The 14870-nt window shown below is 73.0% G+C and carries 15 protein-coding genes; 7 read left to right on the top strand and 8 right to left on the bottom strand.

The genetic code is table 11. From position 1 onward, the window contains the following. Positions 1 to 10: 10 nt before the first annotated feature. From sfnG to AAD528_RS10105, 6 genes are all read right to left on the bottom strand, one after another. Entirely contained in the window at positions 11 to 1195 is a 1185-nt protein-coding gene (sfnG, locus tag AAD528_RS10080) for a dimethylsulfone monooxygenase SfnG (protein ID WP_345751947.1), read from the bottom strand. Positions 1196 to 1369: 174 nt separating this feature from the next. Next, on the bottom strand, positions 1370 to 2989 hold the full coding sequence (gene groL, locus AAD528_RS10085) for a chaperonin GroEL (RefSeq protein WP_345751948.1): 1620 nt from the start codon (positions 2987 to 2989) through the stop codon (positions 1370 to 1372). A 176-nt stretch (positions 2990 to 3165) separates the two neighbouring features. After that, on the bottom strand, positions 3166 to 3369 hold the full coding sequence (locus AAD528_RS10090; protein ID WP_345751949.1) for a cold-shock protein: 204 nt from the start codon (positions 3367 to 3369) through the stop codon (positions 3166 to 3168). Between the two features lie 121 nt (positions 3370 to 3490). Then, entirely contained in the window at positions 3491 to 4030 is a 540-nt protein-coding gene (locus tag AAD528_RS10095) for a LytR C-terminal domain-containing protein (protein WP_345751950.1), read from the bottom strand. A 49-nt stretch (positions 4031 to 4079) separates the two neighbouring features. Further along, the gene (locus tag AAD528_RS10100; RefSeq protein WP_345751951.1) at positions 4080 to 4319 is read right to left on the bottom strand and encodes a DUF3263 domain-containing protein; all 240 of its coding nucleotides are present in this window, start codon (positions 4317 to 4319) and stop codon (positions 4080 to 4082) included. A 54-nt stretch (positions 4320 to 4373) separates the two neighbouring features. Beyond that, entirely contained in the window at positions 4374 to 5372 is a 999-nt protein-coding gene (locus AAD528_RS10105; RefSeq protein ID WP_345751952.1) for a DUF2332 family protein, read from the bottom strand. 122 nt (positions 5373 to 5494) lie between these two features. Here AAD528_RS10105 and msrB point away from each other — a divergent pair, with 122 nt between their 5' ends. Next, positions 5495 to 5926, top strand: coding sequence for a peptide-methionine (R)-S-oxide reductase MsrB (msrB, locus tag AAD528_RS10110; RefSeq protein ID WP_345751953.1), 432 nt, complete (start codon positions 5495 to 5497; stop codon positions 5924 to 5926). A gap of 14 nt (positions 5927 to 5940) precedes the next feature. After that, positions 5941 to 6465, top strand: a complete 525-nt coding sequence (locus AAD528_RS10115) for a nitroreductase family protein (protein WP_345752116.1) — start codon at positions 5941 to 5943, stop codon at positions 6463 to 6465. Between the two features lie 15 nt (positions 6466 to 6480). Here the strand turns inward: AAD528_RS10115 and AAD528_RS10120 are convergent, their stop codons facing one another. Together AAD528_RS10120 and AAD528_RS10125 are read right to left on the bottom strand one after the other, a co-directional pair. Beyond that, positions 6481 to 7440, bottom strand: a complete 960-nt coding sequence (locus AAD528_RS10120; RefSeq protein ID WP_345751954.1) for a DMT family transporter — start codon at positions 7438 to 7440, stop codon at positions 6481 to 6483. A 9-nt stretch (positions 7441 to 7449) separates the two neighbouring features. After that, positions 7450 to 8049, bottom strand: coding sequence for a nucleotidyltransferase family protein (locus AAD528_RS10125; protein ID WP_345751955.1), 600 nt, complete (start codon positions 8047 to 8049; stop codon positions 7450 to 7452). An 85-nt stretch (positions 8050 to 8134) separates the two neighbouring features. Between AAD528_RS10125 and AAD528_RS10130 the strand changes: the two genes are divergently transcribed. From AAD528_RS10130 to AAD528_RS10150, 5 genes are all read left to right on the top strand, one after another. Then, positions 8135 to 9262 (top strand): XdhC family protein, encoded by a 1128-nt coding sequence (locus tag AAD528_RS10130; RefSeq protein ID WP_345751956.1) that lies wholly within the window; start codon positions 8135 to 8137, stop codon positions 9260 to 9262. Beyond that, a complete protein-coding gene (locus AAD528_RS10135) occupies positions 9262 to 10080 on the top strand; it encodes an FAD binding domain-containing protein (protein ID WP_345751957.1) in 819 nt (272 codons plus the stop codon). The genes AAD528_RS10130 and AAD528_RS10135 overlap by 1 nt, the downstream gene beginning before the upstream one ends. After that, complete coding sequence (locus AAD528_RS10140) at positions 10077 to 12770, top strand: molybdopterin-dependent oxidoreductase (protein WP_345751958.1); 2694 nt, start codon at positions 10077 to 10079, stop codon at positions 12768 to 12770. The genes AAD528_RS10135 and AAD528_RS10140 overlap by 4 nt, the downstream gene beginning before the upstream one ends. Positions 12771 to 13027: 257 nt before the next feature. Further along, on the top strand, positions 13028 to 13981 hold the full coding sequence (locus AAD528_RS10145; RefSeq protein ID WP_345751959.1) for an ABC transporter substrate-binding protein: 954 nt from the start codon (positions 13028 to 13030) through the stop codon (positions 13979 to 13981). Continuing rightward, positions 13978 to 14844 (top strand): ABC transporter permease, encoded by an 867-nt coding sequence (locus AAD528_RS10150; RefSeq protein ID WP_345751960.1) that lies wholly within the window; start codon positions 13978 to 13980, stop codon positions 14842 to 14844. Before AAD528_RS10145 ends, AAD528_RS10150 begins: the two co-directional genes overlap by 4 nt. The last annotated feature ends 26 nt before the right edge of the window (positions 14845 to 14870 follow it).

The raw sequence follows: 14870 nt of genomic DNA on the forward strand, positions 1-14870 counted from the left end.
GCGGCGGCGGTCAGGCCACGGGCTGCAGCGGCAGCAGCTCCGTGTTCAGCTCGCGTCCGTTCGCGCGGGCCAGGTCGGTCTCGAGCTCGCGGATGATCGGGAGCACGTCGCGGCCGAACGCCTCGACCTCCTCCTGGAAGTGCAGGTAGCCGGTCAGCACGAGATTCACGCCGGTCTTCTTGAGCTCGACGATGCGCTCGGCGACCTGCTCGGGCGTGCCGATCAGCCCCGTGCGGAAGCCGTCGTTGTACTGCACGAGGTCCTCGAACGTCGAGTCCTCCCACATCCCCTTGCCGTCCTCGGTCGACTGGCCTGCCTCCTTGACCGCGGCGGCGAAGCCCTCCACGGCGGGGCGGTGCGCCTTCGCGATCACCTCGCGCAGGGTTTCGGTCGCCTCGTGCTCGGTGTCCCGCACGATCACGAACCCGTTGATGCCGAAGCGCGGCGCCGCGGGCGCGGTGCGGGCCCCGGAACCCGCGGCCGCGAGCACGCCGGCGATGTTCTCCCGGAAGCCCTCGAGCGAGCGGCCGTTGGAGAAGTACCAGTCGGCCGTGCGCCCGGCCGCGGCCTGCGCGGCGGTCGAGTTGCCGCCGAAGAAGATCTCGGGATGCGCGCGACCGGGGACGTCGAGCGGCGCGGGCGAGAGCGTGAACTCGTCGATGTCGTAGTGCGCGCCGTGGAACGAGAAGTCGCGCTCGGTGAGCAGGCCCCGCAGCACCGTGATGAACTCCTCGGTGCGCACGTACCGCTCGTCGTGCTCGAGCCACGGCAGCCCGAACTTCACGAACTCGTCCTTCAGCCAGCCCGACACGATGTTCACGGCGGCCCGGCCGTTCGAGATGTGGTCGGCCGTGATCAGCCACTTGGCGAGCACGCCGGGATGCCACATGCCGGGGTGGACCGCGGCGATGATCTTGAGGCGCTCGGTCGCACCCAGCAGGCCGAGGGTGAACGCCGTCGCCTCGTGCTGCTTGTCGGCGCCGTAGCTGGCGGCGTAGCGCGTCTGCGACAGCGCGTACTCGAATCCGGCGTCCTCGGCGATGCGGGCGAGCTTCTTGTTGTAGTCGAAGTCCCAGCTCGTGCGCTGCTCGATCGTGGAGACGACCAGGCCGCCCGAGACGTTGGGCACCCAGTACGCGAACTTCAGGGGCGTCTCGAGGTCGGCGGCGGGCGAGACGGCGGTGTCGGGGGTCATCGATTCGTCCTTCGGGATGCGGATCGCAGGTCGCGCCAGTCTCACCCGCATCCGGGCGAGGCCGCATCCCGCGCCGTCACATCCCGTCACAGTGCACGCGGCCGGATCCGGGGACGGTAGACGGCGAAGCGCCCCTCCCGAAGGAGGAGCGCTTCGCTCGTGCGAGGTCCGGACTCAGAAGTCCATGCCACCCGTCGGGTCGCCCGCCGGAGCGGCGGCCTTCTCGGGCTTGTCGGCGACGACGACCTCGGTCGTGAGGAACAGGCCGGCGATCGACGCCGCGTTCTGCAGCGCGGAGCGCGTCACCTTGGCCGGGTCGATGATGCCCTGTGCGAACAGGTCGCCGTACTCGCCCGTGGCGGCGTTCAGGCCGTGGCCGACCGGCAGGTCGGCGACCTTGTTGGCCACGACGCCGGGCTCGAGACCGGCGTTGAGCGCGATCTGCTTGAGCGGGGCCTCGATGGCGACCTTCACGATGTTCGCACCGGTCTGCTCGTCGCCCTCGAGCTCGAGCGAGCCGAAGACGATCTTGCCGGCCTGGATGAGCGCGACGCCACCACCGGCGACGATGCCCTCCTCGACGGCGGCCTTCGCGTTGCGGACGGCGTCCTCGATGCGGTGCTTGCGCTCCTTGAGCTCGACCTCGGTGGCCGCGCCCGCCTTGATGACGGCGACGCCGCCGGCGAGCTTGGCGAGGCGCTCCTGCAGCTTCTCGCGGTCGTAGTCGCTGTCGGTGTTCTCGATCTCGCGACGGATCTGGGTCACGCGACCCTCGATCTGGTCCGCCTCGCCGGCGCCCTCGATGATCGTGGTCTCGTCCTTGGTGACGATGACCTTGCGCGCGCGGCCGAGCAGGTCGAGCTCGGTGTTCTCGAGCTTGAGACCGACCTCCTCGGTGATGACCTGGCCACCGGTCAGGATCGCGATGTCCTGCAGCTGGGCCTTGCGGCGGTCGCCGAAGCCGGGGGCCTTGACGGCGACCGACTTGAAGATGCCGCGGATCTTGTTCAGCACGAGCGTCGCGAGCGCCTCGCCCTCGACGTCCTCGGCGATGATGACGAGCTCCTTGCCCGACTGGATCACCTTGTCGACGACGGGCAGAAGGTCCTTGATGTTCGAGATCTTCTGGTTCGCGATGAGGATGTACGGGTCCTCGAAGACGGCCTCCTGGCGCTCCGGGTCCGTGACGAAGTAGGGGTTCAGGTAGCCCTTGTCGAAGCGCATGCCCTCGGTGAGCTCGAGCTCGGTGCCGAAGGTGTTCGACTCCTCGACGGTGACGACGCCCTCCTTGCCCACCTTGTCGATGGCCTCGGCGATGAGCTCGCCGATCGCGGGGTCGGCGGCCGAGATCGACGCGGTCGCGGCGATCTGCTCCTTCGACTCGACCTCCTTGGCCTGCGCGAGCAGCTCGTCCGAGAGCGCCTTGACGGCCTTCTCGATGCCGCGCTTCAGGCTGATGGGGTCGGCGCCGGCCGCGACGTTGCGGAGACCCTCGCGGACGAGAGCCTGGGCAAGCACGGTCGCGGTCGTGGTGCCGTCGCCGGCGACGTCGTCGGTCTTCTTGGCGACCTCCTTGACGAGCTCCGCGCCGATCTTCTCGTACGGGTCGTCGAGCTCGATCTCCTTGGCGATCGAGACGCCGTCGTTCGTGATCGTGGGGGCGCCCCACTTCTTCTCGAGCACGACGTTGCGACCGCGCGGGCCGAGCGTCACCTTGACGGCGTCGGCCAGGATGTTGAGGCCGCGCTCGAGGCCGCGGCGGGCCTCCTCGTCGAAAGCGATCATCTTTGCCATGTTGGTGTCGTCCCTCCCGGACGTAGGCGTGTGGTCTTTAGCACTCGCCTGAGGTGAGTGCCAGGATGATTCTGGCACTCACCCCCATCGAGTGCAAGCCGCGCGAGACGCGCCGTCGCACATGCGAAGAGGCGCCCCGCGGACGATGTCGCGGGGCGCCTCTTCGCATGCGGGCGTCAGACCGGGCGGACCGCCTCGGCCTGGGGGCCCTTCTGGCCGGTGCCGACGTTGAACTCGACGGACTGCCCCTCCTCGAGCACGCGGAATCCGCTCATCTCGATGTTCGAGTAATGGACGAAGACGTCCTGGCTGCCGTCCGCCACGGTGATGAACCCGTAGCCCTTCTCGGCGTTGAACCACTTGACGGTGCCCTGGGTCATGCGAACTCTCCTGGTACTGGGCCCTCCGGGGTGCGGGAGGGGATTACCGGGGAATCGTATCCGCGTGATTCCGGGCCTCAGCGCGGTTCAGGGCAGTGTTGACACACCTGCATCGAACTGTTTACCCGGCCGAAACACGGTCCAGCCCGACGACCACGGCGAGCTCCTGCTCCTCGTCGCCGGGCGTCGAGTACTGGTCGCTCTGCTCGGTCCGCGCGCCGCCGATGGCCTGCGCGACGCCGAGCGCGGCGGCCTCCTCCTCGGGGGCCGCGTAGTACACGGTCGTCTGCGGGAAGTCGGTCGCGGAGGAGTCGCTGGGCACCACCTTGTCCTCGGCCCAGCCGGCGGCGACGAGCCGGCCGGCGACCTCCTCGGCCACGCCCGCGGTGCCCGTGCCGTTCAGGACGAGCACGGTGTACGTGGTGTCCACGACCGGCGTCACGGTGGGCTGGCTCTGCGGCTGCGACGGCAGCTCATCGGCGCGCTGCGACAGCACGAGGAACCCGATGATGCCCGCGATCGTCAGCACGACCGTGGCGAGCGCCGCCCACAGCAGGACCACGCCGCGGGGCGTGCGGGGCTGCTCGGCGCGGTGCGCGCCGACGCGCGCGGCCTGGCGGGGGACGTCATCGAAGCGGTCCCGGGGGTAGCTGGTCGGCACGCGTCGATCGTACCCGGGGCGCCTGTCCATCCCGTGGACGGCGGCCCGGTCAGCCGGCGATGCGCGAGCGCGACGCGTCCCGGGCGTCGCGCAGCCGGCGCAGGCGCCCGACGAGCAGCGGATCCGCGGCGAGCGCGTCGGCCGAGTCGATCAGCCGGCCGAGCAGCTGGTAGTACCGCGCGGGCGCCATCTCGAGCTCGGAGCGGATCGCCTCCTCCTTCGCGCCGCCGTGCACGCGCCACCGGGCCTCGAAGTCGAGGAGGGCGCGGTCGCGGTCGGAGAGGGGCACGATCTCGAGGCTATCCGCGGTGCCTCGACGCCCTCGGAGGCGCACCGCGGCGGCTCAGGCCCGCCAGTCGATCCAGGATCCCAGCGGGTCGGCCGCCGCGAGCACGCGGCCGTCCAGCGCGAGCGCGAAGCCGGGCCATCCGGCGGGGTCGATCGGGGGGATCCACGCGTCGTGCAGCGCGGGATGATCGAGCGTGATCCAGCGGATGCCGCCGGGGCGGATGCCCGTCGCGTCATCCGGATCGGCGGTGAGCGCCGTGATCAGCGCCGCGCGCCGGGCGCGCGGCACGTAGGGCAGGACGCCCGGGGTCGTGACGACGAGCGTCGCGTCGGTCGGCGCCTGGGCCGCGACGCGGCGGACCAGGTCGGCATCCGCCGCGTCCCCCGCCACGAGCAGCGGCGAGTCGGCCGCGACGATGTCGAGAGCCGCCGAGATGCGCGCCGCGCGCTCGCGCTCCTCGGGCCACACCAGGCCCTCGAGCCACGCGCGATCGGACGCGTCCCGCGCGTCGAGGGGCTGCAGGTCGATGCCCGCGCGCCACACGACGTCCGGCAGAGCGATGGGCGGCAGCGGGCGCCCCCGGACCTCTGCCTCCATCACCACGTCCGACTCCCCGAGCGCGGCGTCGCCGAACCGGTAGGCATAGCGATCCGGGTACAGGCACAGCCCCCCGGAGGCGCCGAGCTCGAGCAGCGCGATCGGGCCCTCGATCAGGCTCAGGGCCGGCAGCAGCGCGGCGCAGCGCAGCGGCTCGTTGGTCTGCAGGCTGCGCGCGGCGCACTCCGCCACGACCTCGTCGGCGCGGGCCCGCACGAACGCCGCCCAGTCGTCCGCACCGCCCACCGGCGCACCCAGCATCCGGGTCACGGCGAACACGAGCGGCGGCTGCCGATGCGTGGCCGGGATGCGGGCCAGGATCGCACACAGCTCGGGGCTGTCCGCCACCGCCGTCGCCCACGCGAGGTAGACGGCGGATCGGCCGGGAGCCTCGTCGCGCGCGAAGCGGGCGAAGCGGGCGGCCACGGCCGCGGGCGCGTTCTCATCCGGATCCACCGCTCCATTCTCTCCTCGGGCGCGCGGAGGATCCCGATCCGAGGGCGCCGCGGGCGCGCGTCACACACGATCCCGGCGCCTCCGCGCGGCCGTAATCTGGTAGCGACCCCCGGGAGGAATCCATGTCGTACAACGTGAGCAAGTCCGACGACGAGTGGCGCACCGAGCTGTCGCCCGAGCAGTACGCCGTGCTGCGCGAGGCCGGCACCGAGCGCCCCTGGACGGGCGAGCTGCTGGACGAGGAGCGCGCGGGCCTCTACACGTGCGCCGCGTGCGGCAGCGAGCTGTTCAAGAGCGGCACCAAGTTCGACTCGCACTGCGGCTGGCCGAGCTTCTACGAGTCCATCCGCCCCGACGCGGTGCAGCTGCTCGACGACAGCAGCCACGGCATGGAGCGCACCGAGGTGCGCTGCGCGAACTGCGGATCGCACCTGGGCCACGTGTTCCCCGACGGCTTCGGCACGCCGACCGGCGACCGCTACTGCATGAACTCGCTGTCGCTGAACTTCACTCCGGAGGACGACCAGCACGGCGCCTCGGACGAGGTGGCGTGACCGCGCTCGACGCGATGCGGGCGCGACGCTCGCTGTCGAAGGTCAACGACGAGGCGCCCACGCACGAGCAGCTCGTCGAGCTGGTCTCGGCCGCGGGGCGCGTGGCCGACCACAAGGAGCTGAAGCCGTGGCGCCTGATCGAGCTGCGCGGCGACGACCGGCTGGTCCTCGGCCGCGCGATCGCGAAGGCCGAGGGGAGGAAGGGCGTCAACACCAAGCCGCTGCGCGCTCCCCTGCTGATCGCGGTGGTGGCCGCGGTGCGCTCGACGAAGATCGACGCGTGGGAGCAGGAGGCGACGGCCGCGGGCGTCGCCCACGCGCTCAGCCTGCTGCTCGACGAGGCCGGCTGGGGCGTGTTCTGGCGCACGGGCGACTACACGCGCGCCAAGGCGGTGGCGAAGGCCCACGGCCTCGCGAAGGGCGAGCGCCTGCTCGGATGGCTCTACGTCGGAGGCCGCCCCGAGCGCTCGCGTCCCGTGCGCGGCAAGGTGGTCGACGGCGAGCGCTTCGTCTCGCGCATGCCCCAGCGCAGGCGCTGACCCGGGCCGGTCGCGTCAGCGACGCCGCGCGCCCGGAAGCGCCGCGATGGCCACGCCCGCACACGCCACGAGCACGGTGACCGCCGAGCGCCACGGCGACGGCGGCACCGCGGGCGGCCACACCAGGTCGAGCACGAAGGATCCGATCAGCATGCCGAGCACGGATCCGAGCGTCAGCAGCAGCACGCCGATCCGCGGCGCGAGCGCGGCCGACAGCGCGATGTAGACCACGCCGGTCGCGCCGCCCAGGTAGAGCCACGGCTCCGGCGGGAACGCGCGAAGGTGCGTCACCTGGATCCGCGCGAGGGCGATGACCCCGAGCACGACGGTCCCGCCGACGAAGTTCACGAACGTCGCGGCCATGGCCGATCCGACCTTTCGCTGCAGACGCCCGTTCGTGGCCTGCTGCCACGCGAGGCCCGCGCCCACGAGGACCGGAAGGAGGAGCATCCACAACGGCACCCGTCCCACCGTGCCGCCCGTGAGCGAGAACGCCACCGCGGCGAGCGCGAACGCGACGCCGACCAGGCGCGGGAGCGTCACGGCCGTCACGCCCGCGGGGCTGTAGCCCGCGCGGTCGAGCGCGAGCCCGCTGAGGGTCTGACCCGCCACGACGCCGACCGTGAACATCGCGGTGCCGATCACGCCGACCACGAGTCCCTGCGAGCCGACCGTGAGGGCGCCCGCGGCGCCGCCGATCATGATCCACCACGGGATGTCACCGCCGCGCAGGCCGCGCCGCAGTCGTGCGGCGGCGGCCCGGCCGGACGGCAGCGCGCTGATGGCGACCGCCATGATCAGGAATCCGGAGCCGAACGAGATGACCGCGGCCACGATCGCGTCGTCGATCGCGGCGCCCAGCCCACCGTTCAGGCGGGACTGGATCGCGGTGAGCACGCCGACCGCGATCGCACCCGCGACGGGCAGCAGGCCCCGTGGCGCCCGTCCGCGACGGCGATCGGACGCGCGGCTCATCGGTCCAGCCTAGGCGGGGCCCGCGGCGGCTCGATCCGGCTGCTCGTCGACGTCCTCGCCCGACCACAGGTCGGCGCAGTCGACCTCGCGCACGCCGTGGGAGACGAGGTACCCGCGCGCTCCCGCGTCTCCGGACAGCGCCACCCGCAGCGACTCGACGTGGTCGCGGCCGATGAGCACCGGATGCCCCGGCCGCCCGCGATAGGTCGCCTGCACGAGCGCGTCGGACGATCCGCGTCCTTCCGCGATCACGCGACGGATCGCGGAGGGAGCGACCCCGGGGGTGTCGACGGGCAGGATCACGACCGCATCGACGTCGGCCCCGAGCGCCTGCGCGAGCGCGCCGCGGAGCGTGGCTCCGAGCCCGTCCGCGGCGTCGGGAATGACGACGACGGTCACGTCGGCGGGCGCGAGCGCGGCCGCCGCGGACGACGTCGCGGACAGGGCGACGAGCACGCGCCCGCAGCCGCCCGCCCGCAGGGCGTCCACGGCGAGCCCGAGCCAGGGCACGCCGTCGTCGCGTCGAGCGAACGCCTTGGGGCCGCCGAACCGCGTGCCGGAGCCCGCGGCGAGGACGATGCCGCACAGTCGCTCGGGGCCGGGGTGCATCGCGGCAGTCTAGGCCGGGCGCGACACGACGCGACACGACACCGGATGTCGCACGCCCGAAACACGGGGTGATTAGCGTGGCGCCATGCTCGAACTCGCCCCCGCCCTGCTCGATCGGCTGCGCGCCGGGCGACGGGTGGCGGTCGTGACCGTGACGGCCGTCGCGCGCAGCGCGCCGCGCGGCGTCGGATCGTCCATGGCCGTGACCGACGCCGGCGAGGTGATCGGATCCATCTCCGGCGGCTGCGTCGAGGGCGACGCGATCGCCCTCGCATACGCCGTCCTCGCCGACCGCGTCGCGCACCGCGCCGGGTTCGGCTTCACGGACGAGGTCGCCCACGCGGCGGGCCTCGCATGCGGCGGGCGCATCGAGGTGCTCGCCTACGAGGTCCGCCCGGGCGACGACCAGGCGACGGACGCGCTCGCGGACGCGGCGGCCGACCGCGCCGTGACCGTGGGGCTGCGGCTCGACGGCGCCGACGCGGGGCGGATCGTGAGGGCGGGCGATCCCGCGCTTCCTCCCGCCCTCGACGCGGAGCTCGACGCCGCGGCGATCCTCGCCGAGACGAGGGTGCTCGACGGGAGCGTCCTGGCCCTCTCTCACGCGCCACGCCCGCGACTGATCGTGCTCGGCGCGGGTGACCACGCGGCGGCGCTGTGCCGCGTCGGCGCCGCGGCCGGATTCGCGGTCACGGTGTGCGATCCGTGGGAGACGCTCGTGACTCGCGAGCGGTTCCCGGATGCGGCCGAACTCGTCACGGCGGATCCCGCCGCGTATCTGCGCTCGCAGGAACCGGATCGCGTCGACGCCCGGACCGCCGTGTGCGTCCTGACGCACGACACCCGCCTGGACATCCCGGCCCTGCGCACCGCCCTCGCGATGCCGGTCGGCTTCGTCGGGGCGCTCGGCGCACGCTCGACGGTCCTCCGCCGCGCCGAGCTGCTGCGCGAAGCGGGCGTGCACGACGAGGACATCGCGCGGCTGCACTCCCCGCTCGGCCTCGATCTGGGTGGCGCGTCGCCCGACGAGGTCGCGGTCTCGGCGCTGGCCGAGATCATCCAGGTCCGGCACGGCGCCGGCGCGCGCCCGCTGCGGGACGGATCCGGGCCGCTGCACCGCGGCGCGGGGGGCCCGACCGCAGGCACCACGGCCGAGGGCGGCGGCGCGAACGGCGCGAGAACGGCGTGCACGCTCCCCGGGGCGGGCCGCTGATGGACCTGCACACCGTCACCTCCTTCCGCCGCGCACGCGAGCGAGCCGACCTCGCGCTCTCTCCCGGCGAGACGCTCCTCGCAGGCGGCACCTGGCTGTTCGGCGAGCCGCAGCCGGACGTGACCGGCCTCGTCGACCTGACGACGCTGGGCTGGCCCGATCTCGAGGTGTCGGAGGCGGGCCTGCGCATCGGCGCGACGTGCACGATCGCGCGCCTCGTCGCGTTCGCGGACGAGGCCCCGGCCACCTGGCGTGCCGCCCGCGCGCTCCGTCCCGCGGCCGACTCGCTGCTGGCGTCGTTCAAGATCTGGAACACCGCGACCGTCGGCGGCAACATCGCCCGCTCGTTCGCCGCGGCGGCGATGGTGTCCCTCGCTGCCGGCCTCGACGGCACCGCGCTGATCTGGACACCCGACGGCGGCGAGCGCACCGTGCCCGTCGCCGACATCCCCGCCGGCAACGGCGTGAACACGCTCGCCCCGGGCGAGGTGATCCGCGCGATCGATGTCCCCGCGCGCACGCTGCGCTCGCGTTTCACCCTGCACCGGATCGCGCTGGCCGAGCTGGGCCGCGCGGGCGCGGTCGTCACCGGCCGCGCGGATGCGGACGGATCGGCGACCTTCACGATCACGGCGGCCACCGAGACGCCGGTCCTGCTGCGGTTCGCGACGGTCCCGAGCGCCGCGACGCTCGCGCACGCCGTGGGCGACGCGACCGGATGGTACGCCGATCCGCTCGGCGCGGCGGACTGGCGCCGTGGCGTCTCGCTCGTGCTCGCGGAACGCGCGCGGGCGGAACTGGCGGACGGGGGACGATGAGGATCGACGTGGACGGCTCGCCGCTCGAGGCGGAGCCGCGCCCGGGGCAGTGCCTGCGCACGCTGCTGCGCGAGCACGGTGCGACGTCCGTCAAGAAGGGCTGCGACGCGGGCGACTGCGGCGCGTGCGCCGTGCTGCTCGACGGGCAGCCCGTGCACTCGTGCCTCGTGCCCGCGGTGCGCGCGGCGGACCGCAGCGTCACCACCGCTGCGGGTCTCGCGCCGGGCGATGCGCTGCATCCCGTGCAGTCCGCACTCGCGGAGGGCTTCGGGTTCCAGTGCGGCTTCTGCACCCCCGGCATGAGCGTCACGGCGTCGTGCCTCGGGCCGGACGACCTGCCCGACCTCGACCGTCGGCTCAAGGGCAGCCTCTGCCGATGCACGGGCTACCGTCCGATCCGCGAGGCGATCCGGTCGTCCGTCCTGGGCCCGGTGCGCGAGACCCGGGCGGCCGACGCGGGCGTCGGGCGCTCGGTCGTGCCCGAGGCCGCGCGACGCATCGTGCAGGGACTCGAGCCGTTCACGTTCGACGAGGTCCCGGCCGGTGCGCTCATCCTGCGCGTGCTGGGCTCGCCCCATCCGCACGCCCGGATCCGGGCGATCGACACGCGCGACGCCCGCGCGGTGCCGGGTGTCGTCGCGGTGTACACGCACGACGACGCGCCCACGGCGCGGTACTCCACGGCGCGTCACGAGCAACGCCAGGACGATCCGGACGACACCCGGATGCTCGACGACGTCGTGCGGCACATCGGGCAGCGCGTCGCGGCCGTCGTCGCCGAGACCTCGGCCGCCGCCGAGCGGGCGTGCGCCCTGATCCGCGTGGAGTACGAGGTGCTCCCCGCCGTGTTCGACGCCGAGGAGGCGCGCTCCCCCGGTGCGCCGCTCGTGCACCCGGAGCGGACGGCGGACGACCGCGTCGCGGACGCGTCGCGCAACGTGGTGGCGGCGCTGCACTCGGGATACGGCGGCGACGTCGACGCGGCGCTGGCGACGAGCCCGGTGACCGTGTCCGGAGTCTGGCGCACGGGGCGCACGACGCACGCGCAGCTCGAGACGCACGGCTCCGCCGGCTGGCTCGACGACGACGGCCGGCTGGTGATCCGCTCGTCCACGCAGGTGCCGTTCCTCACCCGCGACGAGCTGTGCACGCTGTTCGAGCTTCCGCAGGACCGGGTCCGGGTGTACGCGCCGCGCGTCGGCGGCGGCTTCGGCGGCAAGCAGGAGATGTTCACCGAGGATCTCGTGGCGTTCGCGGTGCTGCGCACGGGGCGGCCGGTCGCGTACGAGTACTCGCGCGCCGATCAGTTCCTGCGCGCGTCGCTGCGCCACCCGATGCGCGTGTCGGTCACCCTGGGCGCCGATGACGACGGCCGCCTCACCGCGCTGAAGCTCGATGTGCTGAGCGACACCGGTGCGTACGGCAACCACGCGATCGGCGTGCTGTTCCACGGCTGCGCGGAGTCGGTGACGATCTACCGCTCCCCCGTCGTGCGGGTCGACGCCGAGGCCGTGTACACGCACAACGTGCCGTCGGGCGCGTTCCGCGGCTACGGGCTCGGGCAGGTGATGCTCGGCATCGAGTCGGCCCTCGACATGCTGGCGGATCGGGTCGGGATCGACCCGTTCGAGATCCGGCGGATCAACGCGGTGCGCGAAGGCGATCCGATCCGCAGTGCCGACGGCCGCGTCGAGGAGGACCTGGTGTGGGGCAGCTACGGCCTGGACCAGTGCCTGGATCTGGCGCAGGACGCTCTCGCGCGCGGCGGTGACGAGGCGCCTGCCGGCTGGCTCGTCGGCGAGGGCATGGCCGCCGCGATGATCGCGACGCTGGCACCGCGCGGGCACTTCGCTCAGGCGACCGCGACGGTCGAGCCCGACGGGACGTTCACGCTCCGCACCGGCACCGCCGAGTTCGGCAACGGCACGACGACCGTGCAGCGGCAGATCGCCTCCAGCGTGCTCGGGATCGGAGTGGATCGGATCCGGCTGGCGCACGCCGATACCGACGCCGTCGCGTACGACACGGGCGCATTCGCCTCCGCCGGGATCACCGTGGCGGGCAAGGCGCTGCACAGCGCGTGCCTCGCGCTGCGCGACCGGATCGTCGCGGAGGCCGCCGCCCGCGCCGGGGCTGCGGTCGCCGACTGCGCCTACACGCCGGACGGGGTCCGCACGCCCGCCGGCCTCGTTCCCCTCGCGGCCCTCGCGGGCCTCACCGGCTCGGGCGAGGAGCGCGGCGATCACCGCTCCCTCGCGTTCAACGTGCACGCGGTGCGCGTGGCGGTCGATCCGGAGACCGGCACGGTGCGGATCCTCCGCAATGTGCACGCCGCGGACGCCGGCTTCGTGATGAACCCCGCGCAGTGCCGCGGTCAGATCGAGGGCGGCGTCGCGCAGGGCATCGGCGGCGCCCTGTACGAGGAGGTGCTCGTCGAGGACGGCCGGGTGCTCAACCCGGCGTTCCGTACGTACCGCGTGCCGCAGTCGGCCGACATCCCGGATGTGGAGATCCACTTCGCCGACACCGCCGACGACCTCGGCCCGTTCGGCGCGAAGTCGATGAGCGAGTCGCCGTACAACCCCGTCGCGCCGGCGATCGGCAACGCGATCAGCCGCGCGCTCGGCACCCGTCCGTTCGAGCAGCCCTTCACGCGGGAGCGCGTCTGGCGCCTCGCGCAGGGGGCTTGAACCCGGCCGCCCGCGGGGACGGGTTCTCCGGAGATGCCGGGTTCCGCGGGCCGGATCCGGCCGCCCGATCCTGAGAACGCGTCATCCCCGGAGAAGCGTCACGGGCTCGGGCGCACTCGTTGAAGTGATCACTTCACGGCTTTACGTGAGCGAAACGTCGGGGAAACCGCGCCGATGTCCCCGGCCGATTGACTGCAGGAGTCCGGATCCCCACCGCCCCGGCCGCACCATCTCCCACGCTGTCGAAAGGCCCCGCCATGTCCCTGCGTCGTCCCCTCATCGCCCTCGCGACCGCCGCCGCGGCCTCGCTCGTGCTCGCCGGCTGCACCGCTTCCCCGGCCGGAAGCGACACCGGCGGCGAGACCGTCACCGTCACGATCGGCACCCTGCGCGGCCAGCCGCACTTCTATGCGCCGTTCCTCTACGAGGACTTCGCGCCGGAGGGCGTGGAGTTCGAGGTCGTCACCCTCGACACGACCCCGGCGCTCAGCGACGCCCTCGTCGCCGGCACGGTCGACTTCGCCGTCAGCGGCCTCACGCCGACCATCTCGTCCATCGCCCAGGGGCGCGATCTGAAGATCGTGGCCTCCGCCGCCGACGGCGGCAGCGGCTTCATCGGCGGCGACGGCATCGACGGTCCCGAGGATCTCGTAGGCAAGACCGTCGGCTACATCCAGGGCTCCGCGCAGGAGATCGCGATGCGCCTCACCCTCGAGGAGGCCGGAGTCGACCCCGAGGACGTCGACCTCATCACCGTGCCCGTGCCCGAGATGGCGGGCCAGTTCGCCGCGGGGGATCTCGACGCCTTCTTCGGCGTCGAGATCGGGGCCTCGATCGCGCTGCAGAACGGCGGGCACGCCTTCGCCGACCCGTATGCGACGCCGATCGGCCGCGTGAACCTCGGCCTCATCTCGACGGGCGCGTTGATCGCGGAGGATCCGGAGCTCGTCGAGAAGGTCGTGGCGACGCACGCGGAGGCCACGGAGTGGATGACCGGGAACGAGGACGAGTGGCTCACCGAGATGGTCGAGACCTTCGGCGGGGATCAGGCGATCTTCGACTCGGCCATCGAGAACTTCTGGATGCGCTCCGACCTCAGCGAGGAGTACCAGGGGCAGCTCGAGGCGCTGGCGACCGAGATGGCCGAGCTCGGCTTCATCGACGAGGCGCCGGCGGTCGACGAGCTGGTCGACGCATCCTTCGTCGAATGAGCGCCACGAGCACCGCCGCCGTCCCCGCGCGTCGCCGCCGACGCGTGGGGACCCGCGGGATGCGCTCGGTTCCCGCGCGCATCCTGCTCGGACTCGTCGTGCCCGTCGTCTTCGTCGCCTTCTGGCACGTCGGCCGCCAGCTCGAGCTCGAGCTGGCGTTCGGCATCCGCATGGGGTTCCTGCCCTATCCCGCCGACGTCGCGGTCACGCTGTGGGATTTCGCGTTCGGCGGGCCACGCGACGACGCCTTCAGCGGCACGCTCTGGGAGCACCTGGGGGCGTCCGTCGTGCGGGTGATATCTGGCTTCGGGCTGGCGTCGATGATCGGCGTCCCGCTCGGGGTGCTGATGGGGCGCTTCTATACGGTCGACACCCTGTTCGATCCGTTCGTCAACCTGCTGCGGCCGATCCCGGCGACCGCCTGGGTGCCGCTCGTGGCGCTGATCATCGGCATCGGTGACCAGGCGACCGTGTTCCTGATCACCCTGTCGGCGTTCTTCCCGATCGTCCTCGGCGCCGCCAGCGGCACGCGGCAGGTGCCCGAGCGCCTCGTCGAGGCCGGCCGGATGCTGGGCACGACCCGGTTCGACGTGCTGTGGCGCATCATGGTGCCGGCGGCGGCGCCCGCGATCGTGAACGGCCTCCGTGTGGGTCTCGGCCTGGCCTGGGTCGTGCTGGTGCTCGGCGAGACGACCGGCGTGGCGACGGGCCTCGGCGCCACGATCACGCTCGCGCGTGACATCGTGCGCACGGACCTGATCGTCGTCGGGATGATCTGCATCGGCCTGGCGGGCTTCGGCTCGGACCGGCTGCTCACCCTCGTCCTGCGGCTCCTCGGCGGCCGCCGCCCGGTGTTCAGATGAGGGCCGGCATGGGCCCCCGCCCCGAC

It is taken from the genome of Microbacterium rhizophilum, from assembly GCF_039605615.1.
Classification (GTDB): domain Bacteria; phylum Actinomycetota; class Actinomycetes; order Actinomycetales; family Microbacteriaceae; genus Microbacterium; species Microbacterium rhizophilus.

What these genes read in the sequence shown, in the direction of transcription:
- AAD528_RS10130 (WP_345751956.1), top strand. Translation starts at nt 8,135, where the DNA reads ATGCTCGAACTCGCCCCCGCCCTGCTCGATCGGCTGCGCGCCGGGCGA.
- msrB (WP_345751953.1), top strand. Translation starts at nt 5,495, where the DNA reads ATGTCGTACAACGTGAGCAAGTCCGACGACGAGTGGCGCACCGAGCTG.
- AAD528_RS10090 (WP_345751949.1), bottom strand. Translation starts at nt 3,369, where the DNA reads ATGACCCAGGGCACCGTCAAGTGGTTCAACGCCGAGAAGGGCTACGGG.
- sfnG (WP_345751947.1), bottom strand. Translation starts at nt 1,195, where the DNA reads ATGACCCCCGACACCGCCGTCTCGCCCGCCGCCGACCTCGAGACGCCC.
- AAD528_RS10135 (WP_345751957.1), top strand. Translation starts at nt 9,262, where the DNA reads ATGGACCTGCACACCGTCACCTCCTTCCGCCGCGCACGCGAGCGAGCC.
- AAD528_RS10120 (WP_345751954.1), bottom strand. Translation starts at nt 7,440, where the DNA reads ATGAGCCGCGCGTCCGATCGCCGTCGCGGACGGGCGCCACGGGGCCTG.
- AAD528_RS10140 (WP_345751958.1), top strand. Translation starts at nt 10,077, where the DNA reads ATGAGGATCGACGTGGACGGCTCGCCGCTCGAGGCGGAGCCGCGCCCG.
- AAD528_RS10125 (WP_345751955.1), bottom strand. Translation starts at nt 8,049, where the DNA reads ATGCACCCCGGCCCCGAGCGACTGTGCGGCATCGTCCTCGCCGCGGGC.
- AAD528_RS10115 (WP_345752116.1), top strand. Translation starts at nt 5,941, where the DNA reads ATGCGGGCGCGACGCTCGCTGTCGAAGGTCAACGACGAGGCGCCCACG.
- groL (WP_345751948.1), bottom strand. Translation starts at nt 2,989, where the DNA reads ATGGCAAAGATGATCGCTTTCGACGAGGAGGCCCGCCGCGGCCTCGAG.
- AAD528_RS10150 (WP_345751960.1), top strand. Translation starts at nt 13,978, where the DNA reads ATGAGCGCCACGAGCACCGCCGCCGTCCCCGCGCGTCGCCGCCGACGC.
- AAD528_RS10145 (WP_345751959.1), top strand. Translation starts at nt 13,028, where the DNA reads ATGTCCCTGCGTCGTCCCCTCATCGCCCTCGCGACCGCCGCCGCGGCC.